Origin of the sequence: Pseudomonas syringae pv. cilantro (assembly GCF_001293775.1) — a bacterium.
Lineage (GTDB): Bacteria > Pseudomonadota > Gammaproteobacteria > Pseudomonadales > Pseudomonadaceae > Aquipseudomonas > Aquipseudomonas syringae_P.
On sequence record NZ_LGLN01000013.1, the window covers coordinates 424,764 to 440,010 of the forward strand.

General features: G+C 59.0%; 15 protein-coding genes and 1 pseudogene. 8 read left to right on the top strand and 8 right to left on the bottom strand.

Annotation, left to right across the window (positions count from 1 at the left end; translation table 11 throughout):
- The first annotated feature begins 211 nt into the window (after positions 1–211).
- The 5 genes from ABJ99_RS03300 to ABJ99_RS03320 all read left to right on the top strand — a co-directional run bounded on the left by ABJ99_RS03300 (position 212) and on the right by ABJ99_RS03320 (position 3,840).
- Positions 212–730, top strand: coding sequence for an RNA polymerase sigma factor (locus tag ABJ99_RS03300; protein ID WP_054084593.1), 519 nt, complete (start codon positions 212–214; stop codon positions 728–730).
- The gene (locus ABJ99_RS03305; RefSeq protein WP_054084594.1) at positions 727–1,710 is read left to right on the top strand and encodes a FecR domain-containing protein; all 984 of its coding nucleotides are present in this window, start codon (positions 727–729) and stop codon (positions 1,708–1,710) included. Before ABJ99_RS03300 ends, ABJ99_RS03305 begins: the two co-directional genes overlap by 4 nt.
- A 118-nt stretch (positions 1,711–1,828) precedes the next feature.
- Entirely contained in the window at positions 1,829–2,962 is a 1,134-nt protein-coding gene (locus tag ABJ99_RS03310) for a PepSY-associated TM helix domain-containing protein (RefSeq protein ID WP_054084595.1), read from the top strand.
- Positions 2,959–3,141 carry a hypothetical protein gene (locus ABJ99_RS03315; RefSeq protein ID WP_054084596.1) on the top strand — a complete coding sequence of 61 codons (183 nt, stop codon included), beginning with the start codon at positions 2,959–2,961 and terminating at the stop codon, positions 3,139–3,141. The genes ABJ99_RS03310 and ABJ99_RS03315 overlap by 4 nt, the downstream gene beginning before the upstream one ends.
- Before the next feature lie 69 nt (positions 3,142–3,210).
- Positions 3,211–3,840: a glutathione S-transferase family protein gene (locus ABJ99_RS03320; RefSeq protein ID WP_054084597.1), complete on the top strand. Its 630-nt coding sequence runs from the start codon at positions 3,211–3,213 to the stop codon at positions 3,838–3,840.
- 100 nt (positions 3,841–3,940) lie between these two features.
- Here the strand turns inward: ABJ99_RS03320 and rloA2 are convergent, their stop codons facing one another.
- Positions 3,941–4,444, bottom strand: coding sequence for a retropepsin-like aspartic peptidase RloA2 (gene rloA2, locus ABJ99_RS03325; protein ID WP_054084598.1), 504 nt, complete (start codon positions 4,442–4,444; stop codon positions 3,941–3,943).
- Between the two features lie 193 nt (positions 4,445–4,637).
- Here rloA2 and ABJ99_RS03330 point away from each other — a divergent pair, with 193 nt between their 5' ends.
- Positions 4,638–5,537 carry an acyltransferase gene (locus tag ABJ99_RS03330; protein ID WP_054084599.1) on the top strand — a complete coding sequence of 300 codons (900 nt, stop codon included), beginning with the start codon at positions 4,638–4,640 and terminating at the stop codon, positions 5,535–5,537.
- On the opposite strand, the gene ABJ99_RS03335 is transcribed toward ABJ99_RS03330, so the two are convergent.
- Positions 5,517–6,080: a DUF2780 domain-containing protein gene (locus ABJ99_RS03335; protein ID WP_054084600.1), complete on the bottom strand. Its 564-nt coding sequence runs from the start codon at positions 6,078–6,080 to the stop codon at positions 5,517–5,519. The two genes, ABJ99_RS03330 and ABJ99_RS03335, sit on opposite strands and share 21 nt — an antisense overlap.
- Positions 6,081–6,310: 230 nt before the next feature.
- Between ABJ99_RS03335 and ABJ99_RS28955 the strand changes: the two genes are divergently transcribed.
- Positions 6,311–7,240, top strand: coding sequence for an RHS repeat-associated core domain-containing protein (locus ABJ99_RS28955; RefSeq protein WP_080377989.1), 930 nt, complete (start codon positions 6,311–6,313; stop codon positions 7,238–7,240).
- A gap of 119 nt (positions 7,241–7,359) precedes the next feature.
- On the opposite strand, the pseudogene ABJ99_RS28055 reads toward ABJ99_RS28955, so the two are convergent.
- Positions 7,360–7,630: pseudogene (locus tag ABJ99_RS28055) on the bottom strand (formaldehyde dehydrogenase, glutathione-independent); the annotation flags it as partial.
- A 61-nt stretch (positions 7,631–7,691) separates the two neighbouring features.
- Here ABJ99_RS28055 and ABJ99_RS26535 point away from each other — a divergent pair.
- Complete coding sequence (locus ABJ99_RS26535) at positions 7,692–8,729, top strand: RHS repeat-associated core domain-containing protein (protein ID WP_080377990.1); 1,038 nt, start codon at positions 7,692–7,694, stop codon at positions 8,727–8,729.
- A gap of 148 nt (positions 8,730–8,877) precedes the next feature.
- Here the strand turns inward: ABJ99_RS26535 and fdhA are convergent, their stop codons facing one another.
- The 5 genes from fdhA to ABJ99_RS03360 all read right to left on the bottom strand — a co-directional run bounded on the left by fdhA (position 8,878) and on the right by ABJ99_RS03360 (position 15,233).
- Positions 8,878–10,077, bottom strand: a complete 1,200-nt coding sequence (gene fdhA, locus ABJ99_RS03340; RefSeq protein ID WP_003379921.1) for a formaldehyde dehydrogenase, glutathione-independent — start codon at positions 10,075–10,077, stop codon at positions 8,878–8,880.
- A 101-nt stretch (positions 10,078–10,178) separates the two neighbouring features.
- On the bottom strand, positions 10,179–11,036 hold the full coding sequence (gene purU, locus ABJ99_RS03345) for a formyltetrahydrofolate deformylase (protein WP_054084601.1): 858 nt from the start codon (positions 11,034–11,036) through the stop codon (positions 10,179–10,181).
- Between the two features lie 214 nt (positions 11,037–11,250).
- Complete coding sequence (locus tag ABJ99_RS03350; protein WP_054084602.1) at positions 11,251–11,883, bottom strand: sarcosine oxidase subunit gamma; 633 nt, start codon at positions 11,881–11,883, stop codon at positions 11,251–11,253.
- A 36-nt stretch (positions 11,884–11,919) separates the two neighbouring features.
- A complete protein-coding gene (locus ABJ99_RS03355; RefSeq protein ID WP_054084603.1) occupies positions 11,920–14,940 on the bottom strand; it encodes a sarcosine oxidase subunit alpha in 3,021 nt (1,006 codons plus the stop codon).
- Positions 14,937–15,233 carry a sarcosine oxidase subunit delta gene (locus tag ABJ99_RS03360; protein WP_003379926.1) on the bottom strand — a complete coding sequence of 99 codons (297 nt, stop codon included), beginning with the start codon at positions 15,231–15,233 and terminating at the stop codon, positions 14,937–14,939. The genes ABJ99_RS03355 and ABJ99_RS03360 overlap by 4 nt, the downstream gene beginning before the upstream one ends.
- Positions 15,234–15,247: the final 14 nt, after the last annotated feature.

Here is a 15,247-nt window from a genome sequence, read left to right on the forward strand (position 1 = left end):
GCCTCTTCGCGAACAAGTTCGCACACGGCCTTCGGCCAGAATCAAAAGCAGGCCTGTGTACAACGCTGAGCGCTCCAGCGTGGACACGCATTTCACGACTCTCTGGAGTCAGTCTTCAGCCTCCCGACAGACGCCAATTGCCACTCCCCCTCGGCTCTGCCACAATCGCGAATGATTCTCTTTAGTTCGATCTTTCTCATCGAGGCCGTTCGTGTCGTCAGTCCCAAGCGCTCATAGCGAAATCGTTGGTGCGTTGTATCGCGATCATCGCGGGTGGCTGCTGGCCTGGCTTCGGCGTAATGTCGCCTGCCCGCAGCGTGCGCAGGACCTGAGCCAGGACACGTTCGTGCGTTTGCTCGGTCGGGATGAGCTGCATCCGCCCCGCGAGCCACGTGCTTTTCTGGCGACCATCGCCAAAGGCCTGATGTTCGATTACTTCCGGCGTGCTGCGCTTGAGCAGGCTTACCTTGGCGAGTTGATGCAACTTCCGGAAGCCGAACAGCCTTCGCCCGAACAACAATTGCTGATTCTTGAAGACCTCAAAACCATCGACCGCTTGCTCGACAGGTTGTCGAGCAAGGCACGGGCTGCGTTTCTGTATAACCGTCTCGATGGTTTGAGCCACGGCGAGATTGCAGAGCGGCTGGGTGTCTCGGTCTCGCGAGTCCGGCAATATCTGGCGCAGGCGATGCGTCAGTGCTACGTGGCGCTGTACGGCGAGCCGACATGAGCGCCCGACCTGTTTCCGCGCGTGTGCTGGATGCCGCCATCCAGTGGCAACTCGATATGGATGGCGCTCACGGCAACAGTGCCGAGTTCGCCCAATGGCTGGCCGCTGACGAAGAACATGCCAGAGCCTGGCGTCAATTGGGCATGGTGAATCAACGTTTTGCCCTGCCAGCAGGTCCGGCGCGCAAGGCGTTGCAACAATCGTCTGGCGCGCTGCGGCACAGCCTGCGCAAGCTGGGTGGCGGTCTGGCGATGATGTGTGTCGCGTTCGGTCTGGCCCTGTTCATGGGCGATGGCTACCTGCCGGTGAATTACTGGCTGGCCGATCTACGCACCGCCACCGGCGAACAGCGTGACGTGCGTCTGGCCGACAACACCCTGATTCGTCTCAACACCCACAGCGCCATCGACGTGCGGTTCGATGCGCAGCAACGCCGGATCATTCTGCAAGACGGCGAAATACTGGTGCAGACTGGCAATCACGATGATCCACGGCCGTTCATCGTTGAAACGCCGGATGGCCGCATGCGCGCGCTGGGCACGCGGTTTCTGGTCCGGCGTGAAACGGACGGGACGCTGTTGAGCGTCTTGCAGTCGGCGGTGGCTGCCAGCCCCCGTGACGCGGCCGATGGGCAAGTGCTGCGCGAAGGCCAGCAGATCCTGTTGACTCGCAACGGTCTGGGCCCGCTGCTCAGCCTGCCTTCCGGCACTGACGCCTGGACCCGCGGCATGCTGGTGGTGGACAACGCCCGACTGGCCGACCTGCTTGCGGAACTGGGTCGCTATCGTGCCGGGCATCTGGGAGTCGATCCTGAAATCGCTGATTTACGCATCACCGGCGCTTTCCCGCTGGCCGACACTGACCTGGCGCTCAAGGCGCTGCTGCCCACGCTGCCCGTGCAGATCGAGCAGCACACCCAATGGTGGGTCAGCGTCCAAGCAAGGGACGCTCAGCTTGACGCCAGCCCGGCGGGACGCTGAAACACTTCTTTTCAGCTTGCCAGCGAATTGCCACTGACACTTTTCGTGTTTCATACGGCTTGGTTTTACACGTCATTCAAGGGCGCGCTCAGCGGTCCTCTTCGCCTGTGGATAATTCATGAAAAGCCAAACCGTGCGTCGCTGGTCCGTCGTTCATACCTGGAGCAGCCTGATCTGCACTCTGTTTCTGCTGATGCTGGCGATAACGGGCCTGCCGCTGATCTTTCATCATGAAATCGATCACCTGCTGGGCGACGCGCCGCAGTACCGAGAGATGCCTGCCGACACGCCGCGCCTGGACCTGGAGCAATTGACCAGAGCTGCTGAAGCGTATCGTCCCGGCGAAGTGCTGCAGTATTTCGGCTGGGACGACGAAGACCCCAACGGCGTTATGGCGATCACTGCCGCCACGGCTGGCACCGAGCCCAATTCGTCCCACACCTTCGCACTGGATGCGCGCACCGGCGAAGCGCTGGAAATGCCGTCGGCCAATGGCGGTTTCATGATGGTCATGCTGCGTCTGCATGTGGACATGTACGCTGAACTGCCCGGCAAACTGTTGCTGGCCTTCATGGGGTTGCTGTTTGTGGTGGCCATCGTGTCCGGAACGGTGCTGTATTCACCGTTCATGCGCAAACTGGAGTTCGCGCAGGTGCGCGCCAACAAATCCCGACGTACGCGCTGGCTCGACCTGCATAACCTGATTGGTGTGGTGACGCTGACCTGGGCGCTGGTCGTCGGCGTGACGGGGGTGATCAGCGCCTGCGCCGACCTGTTGATTGCCTCGTGGCGTAACGACGCACTGGCGACCATGATCGCGCCTTACAAAGACGCGCCGCCACTGACCCAGCGCGCTCCCGCGACGCGTTTGCTGGAGATCGCCGAATCGGCTGCGCCCGGCATGCAGGCTGACTTCATCGCCTTTCCCGGTACGCGCTTTTCCAGCGAGCACCATTACGCCGTGTTCCTCAAGGGCAATACTCATCTGACGGCACACCTCGCAACACCGGTGCTGATTGACGCGCAAACCCTGCACGTCACCGCCGTGGTTGAACGCCCTTGGTACATGGATGCGCTGGGCATGTCGCAACCGCTGCATTTCGGTGACTACGGCGGCATGCCGATGAAGGTTCTCTGGGCGGTGCTGGACGTACTGACCATCGTCGTGCTCGGCAGCGGGGTTTACCTGTGGTGGGTCAGACGCCGCGCCGCGCGCTCAGTCAGTGCTGTTCAGGCGCAGGTCGCGCAATGAGCGCAAGGCCGTCGCGGTTCTGGAAGACCTTCGCCATCCCCGGCGTCATTGCCATGCTTACCGCAACGGGCCTGTTCGCAGCGCTGCTGGGTGACGGCTGGTGGGACACGCTGGCCTGTCTGGCGATGGGCAGTGCATCGGCCGTAAGCGTTCGAGGGTTGCTGACACGGCGCGGCTGATCGACACATTGATTGCAGCCCCGCCACACGCTGACTAGTCTAGGGACCTGTCCCATTCGAGGAACACCTATGTCAGCGCCCACGATGACGTTGTACTTCAACGCCGCTTCGCCCTTTGCCCGCAAAGTAGTGGTGATGCTTCACGAAACCGCTCAGCTTGAGCGCGTGCAGTTGCAGCCTACCGTGTTGACGCCGGTCAGCCCGTCTGCCGAACTCAATGAAGACAACCCGGCAGGCAAGCTCCCGGCGCTGCGTCTGGCCGATGGCAGTGTGATTCATGACAGCCGGGTCATTCTTGATTACCTGGACCACCAGCACGTCGGTCTACCGCTGATCCCCCGAGAAGGCTCGACGCGCTGGAGACGCTTGACCCTGGCCTCGCTGGCCGATGCCGTACTGGATGCCGCCGTACTGATCCGTTATGAAACCGCCTTGCGCCCACAGGAAAAACACTGGGGCCAGTGGCTGGACAATCAGCAACAGAAGATCGAACGTTCTTTGAGCTACTTCGAAAACAATGCGATCACCGAACTCAGCTCATCGTTCGACGTGGCCTCCATCAGCATGGCGGCCGCACTCGGCTATCTCGACTTCCGCCAGCCAGACCTGAACTGGCGTAACAGCTATCCCGAGTTGGCTAACTGGTATCTGGAAGTCAGCCAACGGCCGTCGATGCAAGCGACCCAGCCGCCGGTTTGAGTCAGGACTATCGTTCCTCACGTTCCAGCGCAGGAATGCCTTGCGTGACGCGTCACAGATCTGCGCTGCGTCGCACGATAGTGCAAGGCGATAAAAAGCCTCAGCAATCAGGCTCGTCAGCGGTATAACGACGGGCCGGGTTGACTGCTGCGTCGAATTCACGCAAAGCCTTGGCACCGATCAGCAGCGGGTAATTGAAGTGGCTGCGATCCACCAGATTCACTTCGACCGTGCGTTTCTTGTTACCGAGGCACAGCTCCAGGTCCACTACCGGCCGCTTGGCTGCGTTCACACCGTCGTCGTCCTCGTCATCACCTTCAGCGCGACCCTTGATCTTGCTGATCCGCGAAACCTTGTGCTCGTACACCTTGTTATCCGCGCCCTTGCTTGCCAGGCGGAAGCGTACCCAGTCATCGCCATCCCGCTGGAACAGCTCGATGTCCTTGGCCGACAACGACGCGGTCAACGCGCCGGTGTCCATTTTGGCTTTGAAGGTCTTGCCTATTTCCAGCACCTTGATGTTCTCGTAGCGACCATACAGCGTGGGTTCAGCAGCCATGACCGGCAGAGCCAGCAGGCACAACAGCGCCAGAATCGGTTTCACGTGAGAGGTTCCTCGCAATGGGCAGCGCCTAATCGGCGCCCGTTTTTAGACAGCGAACCTGAGGTTGGTTCTGCAGAATGAATGTAGAACCAGCATACGGACGATTGCGTGAAACATTTGTAAGCACCTGTGTAATTGGCGTAAAACGCGAGGGTCTTTATTATTGCCGCCCCTGAACCCTCAAGAGTCCGCTATGCGCCGTCTGCTCACCGGCTGTTTCGTCACACTTCTGCTACTGGTCAACACCCTGGTGCTGATCGGACCCTTGCTGATTCTCGCCCTGCTCAAGTTGATGCTCTGGGGCCCAATGCGTGATCGCTGCTCACGCGCGGTCATGTGGATAGCCGAGACCTGGGCCGAGATCGACAAGGCCATCTTCGCAACCTTCATACCCACCCGATGGGACATCCGCGGCGATGAAGGGCTGCGCGGCGACACGTCTTATCTGGTCATCAGCAATCATCAGTCGTGGGTCGATATTCCCGCATTGATCCAGGCACTCAACCGCCGCACGCCGTTCTTCAAGTTCTTTCTGAAAAAAGAACTGATCTGGGTACCGCTGCTGGGGTTGGCGTGGTGGGGGCTGGATTACCCGTTCATGAAGCGCTACAGCAAGGCTTTTCTGGCGAAGCACCCGGAACGCAAGGGCGAGGACCTGGAAATCACCAAGGCCGCCTGCGAGTTGTTCAAGCGTCAGCCGGTGACCATCGTCAATTACCTGGAAGGCACGCGCTTCACTCCGGCCAAACATGCGGCTCAGGCTTCGCCCTACACGCATCTGCTCAAGCCCAAGGCGGGTGGTGTTGCCTTCGTGCTGGCAGCGATGGGTGAACAACTGGATGCCATTCTGGATGTTACGGTGGTCTATCCTGGCTCAGGCATCCCCGGTTTCTGGGACATGCTCTGCGGACGGGTTGCCAGGGTGATCGTCGACATCCAGACCCGCGAGCTGGACCCTGCGCTGTGGCAGGGTGATTACGAGAACGACCCGGCGTTTCGCGAGAAAGTGCAGGGCTGGGTCAATCAGCTCTGGGTCGAAAAAGATGCGCGTATTGCGGCGTTGCGGCGTGAATCAGCTGCCGGCACCCCATAACCCACTCAAACTCTGCAATGCCGACCCGCTGGCACCTTGCTGCCCAAGGTATTGCAGAATCAGCGGGGCAAACTGGCTGACCATCGTGCTGTCCATGCCCAGCGCCTTGAAGGCAGTGTTCACATCGCCCATGTTCTGCACGTTGCCCAGTGCGCTGTTGAGCATCGAGTTATTGCCCGATTTGCCGCCCAGCAAGCTGCCCAGCCCGTTTGCGCCACCCAGGCTTTCCAGCGCAGACGTGCCAGACATCTGCTCCAGGCCGGGTACCGATTTGGCCAATTGGGAGAAATCGGCGTTGCTCAGTTTGTTCTTCGCCAGCCCGAGCAATGCGCCGGTTCCGCCGACAGCCTGTTCAGGGGTGACATTGAGCTGCGTGCCGAGGGTATTGAGCAGGCCAGCCACTTCGGGTGCCGCCGTGGCTTTCTGATTGCCATTCGTGGCATTGGTGACCGCATTCGCGGCGTCATTCAAATTGAAGGCAAACACCGGGCTTGCCGCCAGCGCCATCAACGTTACCAAAGCCATACCGCGTGCAGTTTTCATTGCGTCACCCTTATCAAACCTGAACCGCCCATGAGTGGGCGGTAAAGCACACGGTTTGACTGGAGGAACAGATGCTTGTTCCCGGCGTGCCGAAGACAGGCCGTTATTTCATTGCGCCGGCATCAGCCCCGGCAGGCGAAGTGATGTACCTAGTAGTTCTGCTAGCTGTGCAGCACGAGATCACCCGCCCAGAATCATGACGTTATCGTTGATCTTTGTGGGTGGTTTTCATGTCTTCTGGCAATCGTGTCGTGCTCTGCACATACCGTTACGACCCAACTGATCGCCTGGCCGACTGCTCGCCTGCGGGGCAGGGCGGGACGCGGCTTTTTTACCAAAAGAGCCTTTTGGCGACGCAGATCCAAGGACATATACAGCACACGCTTTTGCGCACGGACGAGCATTTGCTGGCCCGCCTGAGTGTGGAAAACAACCAGAGCAACTGTGCGTTGCTGGCGACCGATCAACAGCAGTCCGTGATCGCGGCTGAGGGGGCGGCGTTTGCTTATACCCCTTACGGCCATCGTCACCCTTCAAAAGGGCCTATGAACCTGCCTGGCTACACCGGCCAACGACTTGATCCGGTGACGGGGCACTATTTGCTGGGAAATGGGTACAGGGCGTTCAACCCGGTGTTGATGAGGTTTAACAGCCCGGACAGTTTGAGCCCGTTTGGCGAGGGCGGGGTGAATGCGTATGCGTATTGTAGAGGGGATCCTGTTAACTGGGTTGACTTGACAGGGAGTACACCCAATTTCTTGAAGGTGATTTTAAGAGAGGCGGGAATAATGAAGCCTTCTCGTAGTTTACCCACGGGTAACGAGCCTGCTATTGCTACTGCTACTGCTAGTCGGGATCCTCTTGGAGAAGTGCGGCACTCCGTGGAAGTATCTGTCTCTAAGCGTACTGATAGTCCATCCCTTGATGCCCCATCATCTATTCCTGCCTTTAAGATAGGTGATAACGAATTTAGCGTGGCTGAAGCTACTGCACAGCGTGATGAACTTCGCAAAGTAATTAAAACAGTTTCTAGCCGAAATGAAAGAGTGCCATTTAATATATCAAGAAATTTTAGGTATTTTGCCAGTATGGTTGGATATGCTCAACGTAGGGGTAATAGGCTCGACAGGCCGGTAGGTGTTGCAACTATAATCCAGTAGGTCCGGGATGTTCGGCAAGTCCAATGATCGTCAAGTATTTAAAGTGGTTAAAGTTATTTTTCTGATTAGAGGGCCGGTCGGGTGCCCTCTAATCATGAAGGTGATATAAGTTTTTATATTTAAGTCACACAAAATAACGCATGCGGGTCAATCACAAACTTTCTTTGGCACGCCTGCATCAAACTCGTCATCATCCAGGCCGCCCATTTTCGCGGCGGCATTTACGTCGTCTGGGGCTTCGTTGACGTACGGGCCGGGGATGCCGATTTTGCCAGCAACGCGCACCACGCCCATCAATGAGTTGAGCACGGTGGCAGGTGCTTCGGCCTGCGCGCCGACGTGATCGTGTCCAGCGCCTTTCAGCCTGGCACCTAGTAGTTCTGCTAGCTGGGCGGCAGCAGATAGTAAGCCCAGACTGGCTGTCACAGCGTTGCATCAAAGGAATGACACCGTGGCTATTTCTGATCGATCCGTACTCTGCGTCTATCGCTACGACCCATTGGACCGCCTGGCCGACTGTTCGCCTGCGGGGCAGGGCAGCGCCCGGTTTTTCTATCAGAAGAATCGCCTGACGACGCAAATTCAAGGGCAGATCCAGCACACGGTTCTGCGTACGGACGAGCATTTGCTGGCGCAACGGCGTACGGAAAACAGTCAGAGCGATAGCGCGTTGCTGGTGACCGATCAACAGCAGTCTGTGATCGCGGCTCAGGGTTTGCCGTTTGCTTATACGCCTTACGGCCATCGTCATCCTTCAACAGGGCCGATGAACCTGCCGGGCTTTACAGGTCAGCGACTTGATCCGGTGACGGGGCATTATTTGCTGGGCAATGGGTATCGGGCGTTTAATCCAGTGTTGATGCGGTTCAATAGCCCGGACAGTCTGAGCCCGTTTGGCGAGGGCGGGTTGAATGCGTATACGTGCTGTGAGGGGGATCCGGTTAATAAGGTTGATCCTAGTGGTCACATACTTGTGTATTTAAAAGCGCAGGTTTTTGCACGTTCGGTAGCGAAACCACAGCCTGTTATAATCCCCCCAAAAAATGGAGTGCTCACCTTAAGTGCAAAACCTGGACGTAGCCAAACTAACCATCTGCCTTCGCAAAAAAAACCGGTTGCGATCAATGAGAGTACTCAAGCCGCACCATCGCACCATCGCTACAGTGAAATTGATGTTTTTTATGCCGAATATCGTAAGGCCAGTAAAGCGTTGTCTGGAGCAGAGCGTACTATCGAGGTCATGCATAGTAAAGGAGTTTATAATACTTCGACTAATCAATTACGTGATGAGCTAATATCGGAACTGGCTGAGCTTGACATAAAATTAAGTGGTGCGGATCCACCTAGTTATGCTTTTGCTGAATTTTACGAGAGAATGCCCTATGTTCCTGTGCGTAGTTACGGATCGGTAAGTTCGGTTCGTCCCCCGCCTCCACGCCCACCCGGTCCTGATCCTGCTCGAGTAAGGCATCTAACAAGAAGAAACTAAAAATCGTTTATCGATGATGGGTGCGGGATAATATCTAAGCCGATCACCTCGACATCCGCTACAGACCTGTCTGGTTTTCCGCGCTCTAGCTTGTCGTATAAATTCTTATTTTGTTAGGCGGGCAGTACCGACTGCCCGCTCACAAAACCTACACCCCACCAAACAGCCCATGCGGATCAATCACAAACTTCTTCGGCACGCCCGCATCAAACTCGCCATAACCACGCGGCGCATCGTCCAGGCTGATCACCTCGACGCCCACCACGTCGGCGATCTTGATGCGGTCCCACATGATGGCTTGCATCAGTTGGCGGTTGTATTTCATGACCGGGGTCTGCCCGGTGTGGAAGCTGTGGGATTTGGCCCAGCCCAGGCCAAGGCGGATGCTCAGGCTGCCCATTTTTGCGGCTGCGTCCACGGCGCCTGGGTCTTCGGTGACGTACAGACCGGGGATGCCGATCTTGCCGGCTACACGCACCACGCCCATCAATGAGTTGAGCACGGTGGCGGGTGCTTCGGCCTGCGCGCCGGCGTGACCGTGGCCGCGTGCTTCGAAGCCTACCGCGTCGATGGCGCAGTCGACTTCCGGTTCGCCGAGCAATGCAGCGATCTGCTCGTGCAGCGGCGTGTCCTGAGACAGGTCGGCAATCTCGAAACCCTGTGCCTTGGCGTGGATCAGGCGAGTCGGGTTCACGTCACCGACGATCACCACCGCTGCACCCAGCAAGCGTGCTGAAGCTGCGGCGGCCAGACCGACCGGGCCCGCGCCTGCAACGTAAACTGTGCTGCCGGGGCCGACGCCTGCGGTCACTGCGCCGTGGTAGCCGGTTGGGAGGATGTCGGACAGGCAGGTCAGGTCGCGAATCTTCTCCATCGCCGCATCGCGGTCCGGGAGTTTCAGCAGGTTGAAGTCTGCGTAAGGCACCAGCACGTATTCAGCCTGACCGCCGACCCAGTCGCCCATGTCGACATATCCGTAAGCACCGCCGGGGCGGGCAGGGTTGACCGTCAGGCAGACGCCGGTATTTTGTTCCTTGCAACTGCGGCAACGACCGCACGCCACGTTGAACGGCACAGAGACCAGATCACCGACTTTGAGATGCTCGACGTCGCGACCGGCTTCCAGCACTTCGCCGGTGATTTCATGGCCCAGCACCAGCCCGGTTTGCGCCGTCGTGCGGCCACGCACCATGTGCTGGTCCGAGCCGCAGATATTGGTGGAAACGACGCGCAGGATGACGCCGTGTTCGATGCGCTTGCCGCGTGGGTCTTCCATTTTCGGGAAGGGGATGGATTGCACTTCGACCTTGCCAGCGCCGAGATAAACTACACCGCGATTACCAGACATACATGTCGCCTCGCTTTTATTGTGGTGAAGCAGATTTAGAGCAGAGAAAAACAGTTGCAAGCTTCAAGCGACAAGAAATACTGATCGCTTGCAGCTTGCGCCTATAAAACCACCGTCCTGTTGGCGTTGAGGAACACTCGCCGTTCAATGTGATAGCCCACCGCACGGGCCAGTGTCAGCCCTTCGATGTCCCGACCCTTGGCGATCAGGTCTTCGGGGTAGTGACTGTGATCGACCACTTCCACGCCTTGAGCAATGATCGGGCCTTCGTCCAGATCGTTGTTGATGTAATGCGCTGTTGCACCCACCAGTTTCACGCCTTTGTCGTAGGCCTGATGGTATGGCTTGGCGCCTTTGAAACCGGGCAGCAAGGAGTGATGGATATTGATCGCCTTGCCATCCAGCTTGCGGCACAGTTCCGGTGAAAGCACTTGCATATAACGCGCAAGGATCACCAGTTCAGCGCCAGACTCTTCAATCACCTGCCAGACCTTCGCTTCCTGCGCAGGCTTGTCGTTCGGGTCCAGAGGGAAATGGTAGTACGCAATTCCGTGCCAGCCAGCGAGCGGTTCAAGATCAGGGTGATTGGACACCACGGCGACCACGTCCATGGACAGCTGATTGATGCGCTGACGGTAGAGCAGGTCGTTCAGGCAGTGATCGGCTTTTGAAACCATGATCACCACTTTTGGCCTGTAGTTGGGCGCTGTGAGTTCGAAGATCATGCCGAACGTCTCGCCGCGTTCAGTCAGCCCTTCACGAAATGCCTGCTCGTCGAAGGCGTCAGGCTGACGAAATTCCACGCGAATGAAGAACCGCCCCGACAGGCGATCATCGAAGGAGTGGTGCTCTGTCACGTAGCAGCCCTCCTCGAACAGAAAGCGGGTCACCGCGTCTACCGTGCCCAGCATGCTGGGGCAGTCGGCTGTCAGAATCCATGTGTCCGGGGCGCGGCTCATTCAATCGATGCTCCTGAAAGTTCGTTATGTGCAGGTCCAACTGATTCTCGTGCCGATGCTCCGCGTTATACACAAATCTTGTGGGAGCGAACTTGTTCGCGAAGGGGGCGGTATATTCAACGGAAATGCATCGTCTGGACTACCGTCTTCGCGGACAAGTCCGCTCCCACAAAGAGCGCGGTTTATCCCACAAAAGCGCGGTTTCTCGGGCGCTTCACGCCTGAATGCTCAGCCCGTACTCGGCACTCGCATCCTGCAGCCACAGCCACCAGTAATCCGAGAAACTGCGACGCACCAGCAGTTCCCAGGTCTCTTCGCCGGTCCGGCGGATCACCAGTTGTGATTTCGCGAACACTGTCCCGACCGCCTTGCCCACCGGAAAGTTGTCCGGGTGTACGTCGTAGCTGGTGGATTTCATCAGCACCTGACGCACCTTCGGGCCGGACAGCTCAAGGATCGACTGGCCGCCGCTGACATTGACGATGGCGATGTGCAGCCCGGTCAGTTCAGCACGCAGTTTCTGCTCCGCAGCGAATTCCTCGCCGCTTGGCACAATCAGCAGCCACTCATCCGGGCCGAGCCATTGCAGCGAGCTTTCGCCGTTGATCACCAGCATCAGTGCTGCTGGCAGTTCCATGCCCAACGCCTTGTGTACGCCAGCGGCGAAGGCCGGATCATGCGCATCGCCCCGAATCGTGAGGTGGCCCAGCAGTTTCTTTTCGCGCAGAAACACGCCCGGACTGGCGCGGCCTTTGCCGATCAGGCTGTCGAGACTGGCGTGGAACAGCGGCGACTCGGCTTTGACGTCGGTGGTCGGGCGCTGCTGGTAAACGTTGGCTGTGCTCATGATTCACCTGCTTTGAATTCTGTTTGGCCCTGCTGTTTACTCAACATTCTGACGCTCGCCCTTCGGGTCGAAGAACACCGACGAGACGATCTCGGCTTCGATCACGCTGCCATCGGCCAGCGGCGCGAACACGCGCTCGCCGATCCGGTTCAGGCCGCCTTTGACCACGCCCATCGCGAACGAATAGCCCAGCGAGTTGTGCGCGTAGCTGGAGGTCACGTGGCCGACCATGCTCATCGGGATTGCCTGTTTGGTGTCGAACACCAGTTGCGCACCTTCCGGCAGCCATTGGGTCGGATCGACGGGTTTGAGACCGATCAGCTGCTTGCGTTGCTCACGCACGCAGTCTTCGCGATTCATGCCGCGCCAGCCGATCCACGAGAACGGTTTGGTGCGGCCGACACACCAGCCCATGTTCAGGTCGTCCGGGGTCATCGAGCCGTCGGTGTCCTGACCGACGATGATGAAACCCTTTTCCGCACGCAGTACGTGCATGGTTTCGGTGCCGTAAGGCGTCAAGTTGTATTGCTTGCCGGCCTCGGCGATCTTTTCCAGAACGCCCATTGCGTAGTCGGCCTGGATGTTGACCTCGTAGGACAGCTCGCCGGTAAACGAAATACGGAACACCCGCGCTGGCACGCCTGCGACCAGGCCTTCTTTCCAGGTCATGAACGGGAAGGCTTCACGGCCCAGGTCGATATCGGTCACTTCGCTCAGCAGCTTACGGCTGTTGGGGCCGGACAATGTCAGGGTCGCCCAGTGATCAGTCACGGAAGTGAAATACACGTTCAGGTCCGGCCATTCGGTCTGCTGATAGATTTCCAGCCATTGCAGGACGCGTGCAGCACCGCCCGTCGTGGTGGTCATCAGGAAGTGGTTGTCGGCGAGGCAGGCAGTCACGCCGTCATCGAAGACCATGCCGTCTTCCTTGCACATCAGGCCGTAACGCGCTTTACCCACGTCCAGCTTGGTCCAGGCGTTGGTGTAGATGCGGTTGAGGAATTCGCGGGCGTCCGGGCCTTGAATGTCGATCTTGCCCAGCGTCGAGGCGTCCAGCAGGCCGACGCTGTCGCGCACCGCCTTGCATTCGCGAGCGACGGCTGCGGGCAGGTCTTCGCCGTTTTTCGGGAAGTACCACGGGCGTTTCCATTGGCCGACGTCTTCGAATTCGGCACCGTTTCTGATGTGCCAGGCATGCAGCGCGGTGAAGCGCACCGGCTCGAAGATGTGCTTGCAATGACGCCCGGCAATCGCGCCGAAGGTCACCGGCGTGTAGTTGGGGCGGAACATGGTGGTGCCCATGTCCGGGATCGACACGTTCAGTGAGCGAGCGGCGATGGCCAGACCGTTGACGTTGCCCAGCTTGCCCTGATCGGTGCCGAAGCCCAGCGCGGTGTAGCGTTTGACGTGCTCGACCGACTCGAAACCCTCGCGGGTCGCCAGCTCGATGGCGGCGGCAGTCACGTCGTTCTGAAAGTCCACAAATTGTTTGGGTGCCCGCGCGGTGCCTTTTTCGTGCGGCACCTGGAACAGCGCCAGCGTCGGTTCTTCCGCGCGGCTGAGTGCTTTGGGCATTACGGCCTCGACAATCTTGAAGCCTGCTTCACTGGCAGCGCGCACGCCACCTTCGAAGCCGTCCGCCAGGCTGTCGGCGAGGCTGTAAACACCGTTCACGCCGCCCACACAGATGCGTTTCTGCGGCGCTTCGCCCGGTACGAAACCGAGGATGTCTTCACGCCAGACCGGCTTGCCGCCCAAGTGCGAGGCCAGATGGACGATGGGGCTGTACCCGCCGGAGCTGGCAACCAGATCGCATTCCAGCCATTCACCGGGGCTGGCAACGGCGTGTGACTTAACGTCGATGGCGGCGACCCGTGCAGCGGTGACGCGTTTGCTGCCACGGGCTTCGATCACCGCGCTGCCGGTCAGAATGCGGATGCCTTTGGCGCGTGCCTCTTCAACCAGCGGGCCGCGCGGATTGTGCCGTGCATCGGCAATCGCAACGACTTGCAGGCTGGCGTCGAGCCAGTCCAGCGCGACGCGGTAAGCGTGATCATTGTTGGTGGACAGCACCAGTTTTTTGCCCGGCGCGACGCCGTAACGACGGACGTACGTCGAGATTGCACCGGCGAGCATGTTGCCTGGCACATCGTTGTTGCCATACACCAGCGGCCGCTCGTGCGTGCCGGCAGCCAGCACCACACGTTTGGCGCGTACCCGGTGCATGCGCTGGCGGACCATGCCGATGGGCGCGCGATCACCGAGGTGATCGGTCAGGCGCTCATGAATGGTCAGGAAATTGTGATCGTGATACCCATTGACCGTAGCGCGAGGCAGCAGGGTGACGTTACGCAGGCTTTTCAGCTCGGCCACCACACTTGCGACCCACTCGGCAGCGGGTTTGCCATCCAGGCTTTCGCGGCTGTCGAGCAGGCTACCGCCGAACTCTTCCTGCTCGTCGGCGACAATCACTCTGGCGCCACTGCGGCCCGCAGCCAGAGCAGCGGCCAGACCAGCCGGGCCTGCGCCGACGATCAGCACGTCACAGTGCTGGTTCATTGCGTCGTAGCTGTCCGGATCGTTTTCGGTTGGCGAACGGCCCAGGCCCGCGGCCTTGCGGATGTATTTTTCGTACGTCATCCAGAACGATTGCGGGTACATGAAGGTTTTGTAGTAGAAACCCGGTGGCATCAGTTTGCCGCCGACCTTGCCCAGAATGCCCATCACGTCGGTGTTTACGCTCGGCCAGCCGTTGGTGCTGGTCGCCACCAGCCCGGAATAAAGCGCTTGCTGCGTAGCGCGCACGTTGGGGATCTGCGTCGCTTCGGTCGCGCCGATCTGCAACACGGCGTTTGGTTCTTCCGAACCCGCTGCGAAGATGCCGCGTGGCCGGGAGTACTTGAAACTGCGACCAATGATGTCAACGCCATTGGCCAGCAGCGCGGACGCCAGCGAGTCGCCTTCAAAGCCCTGATAGGTCTGGCCGTTGAAGGTGAAGTTGAGCACTTTGCTGCGGTTGATGCGGCCGCCGTTGGGCAGACGATTGCTCTGGCTCATGCCTTTTCTCCCTGATCCGTGAACTGCGGCTTGCTACCGATCGGATAGGTTTCGAGAATCTCGTAGGTCACCGTGTTGCGCGTCATGTTGAAGTACTGACGGCAGCCGGCGGCGTGAATCCACAGTTCGTGATGCAGGCCACGCGGGTTGTCGCGGAAGAACATGTAGTCGCCCCATTGCTCATCGGTGCAGGCGGCGGGGTCCAGCGGGCGCGGGATATGCGCCTGGCCGGACGGGTGAAATTCCTCTTCGGAGCGCAGTTCGCCACAGTGAGGACAGAAGATATGCAGCATGGTCAGGTTCTCCT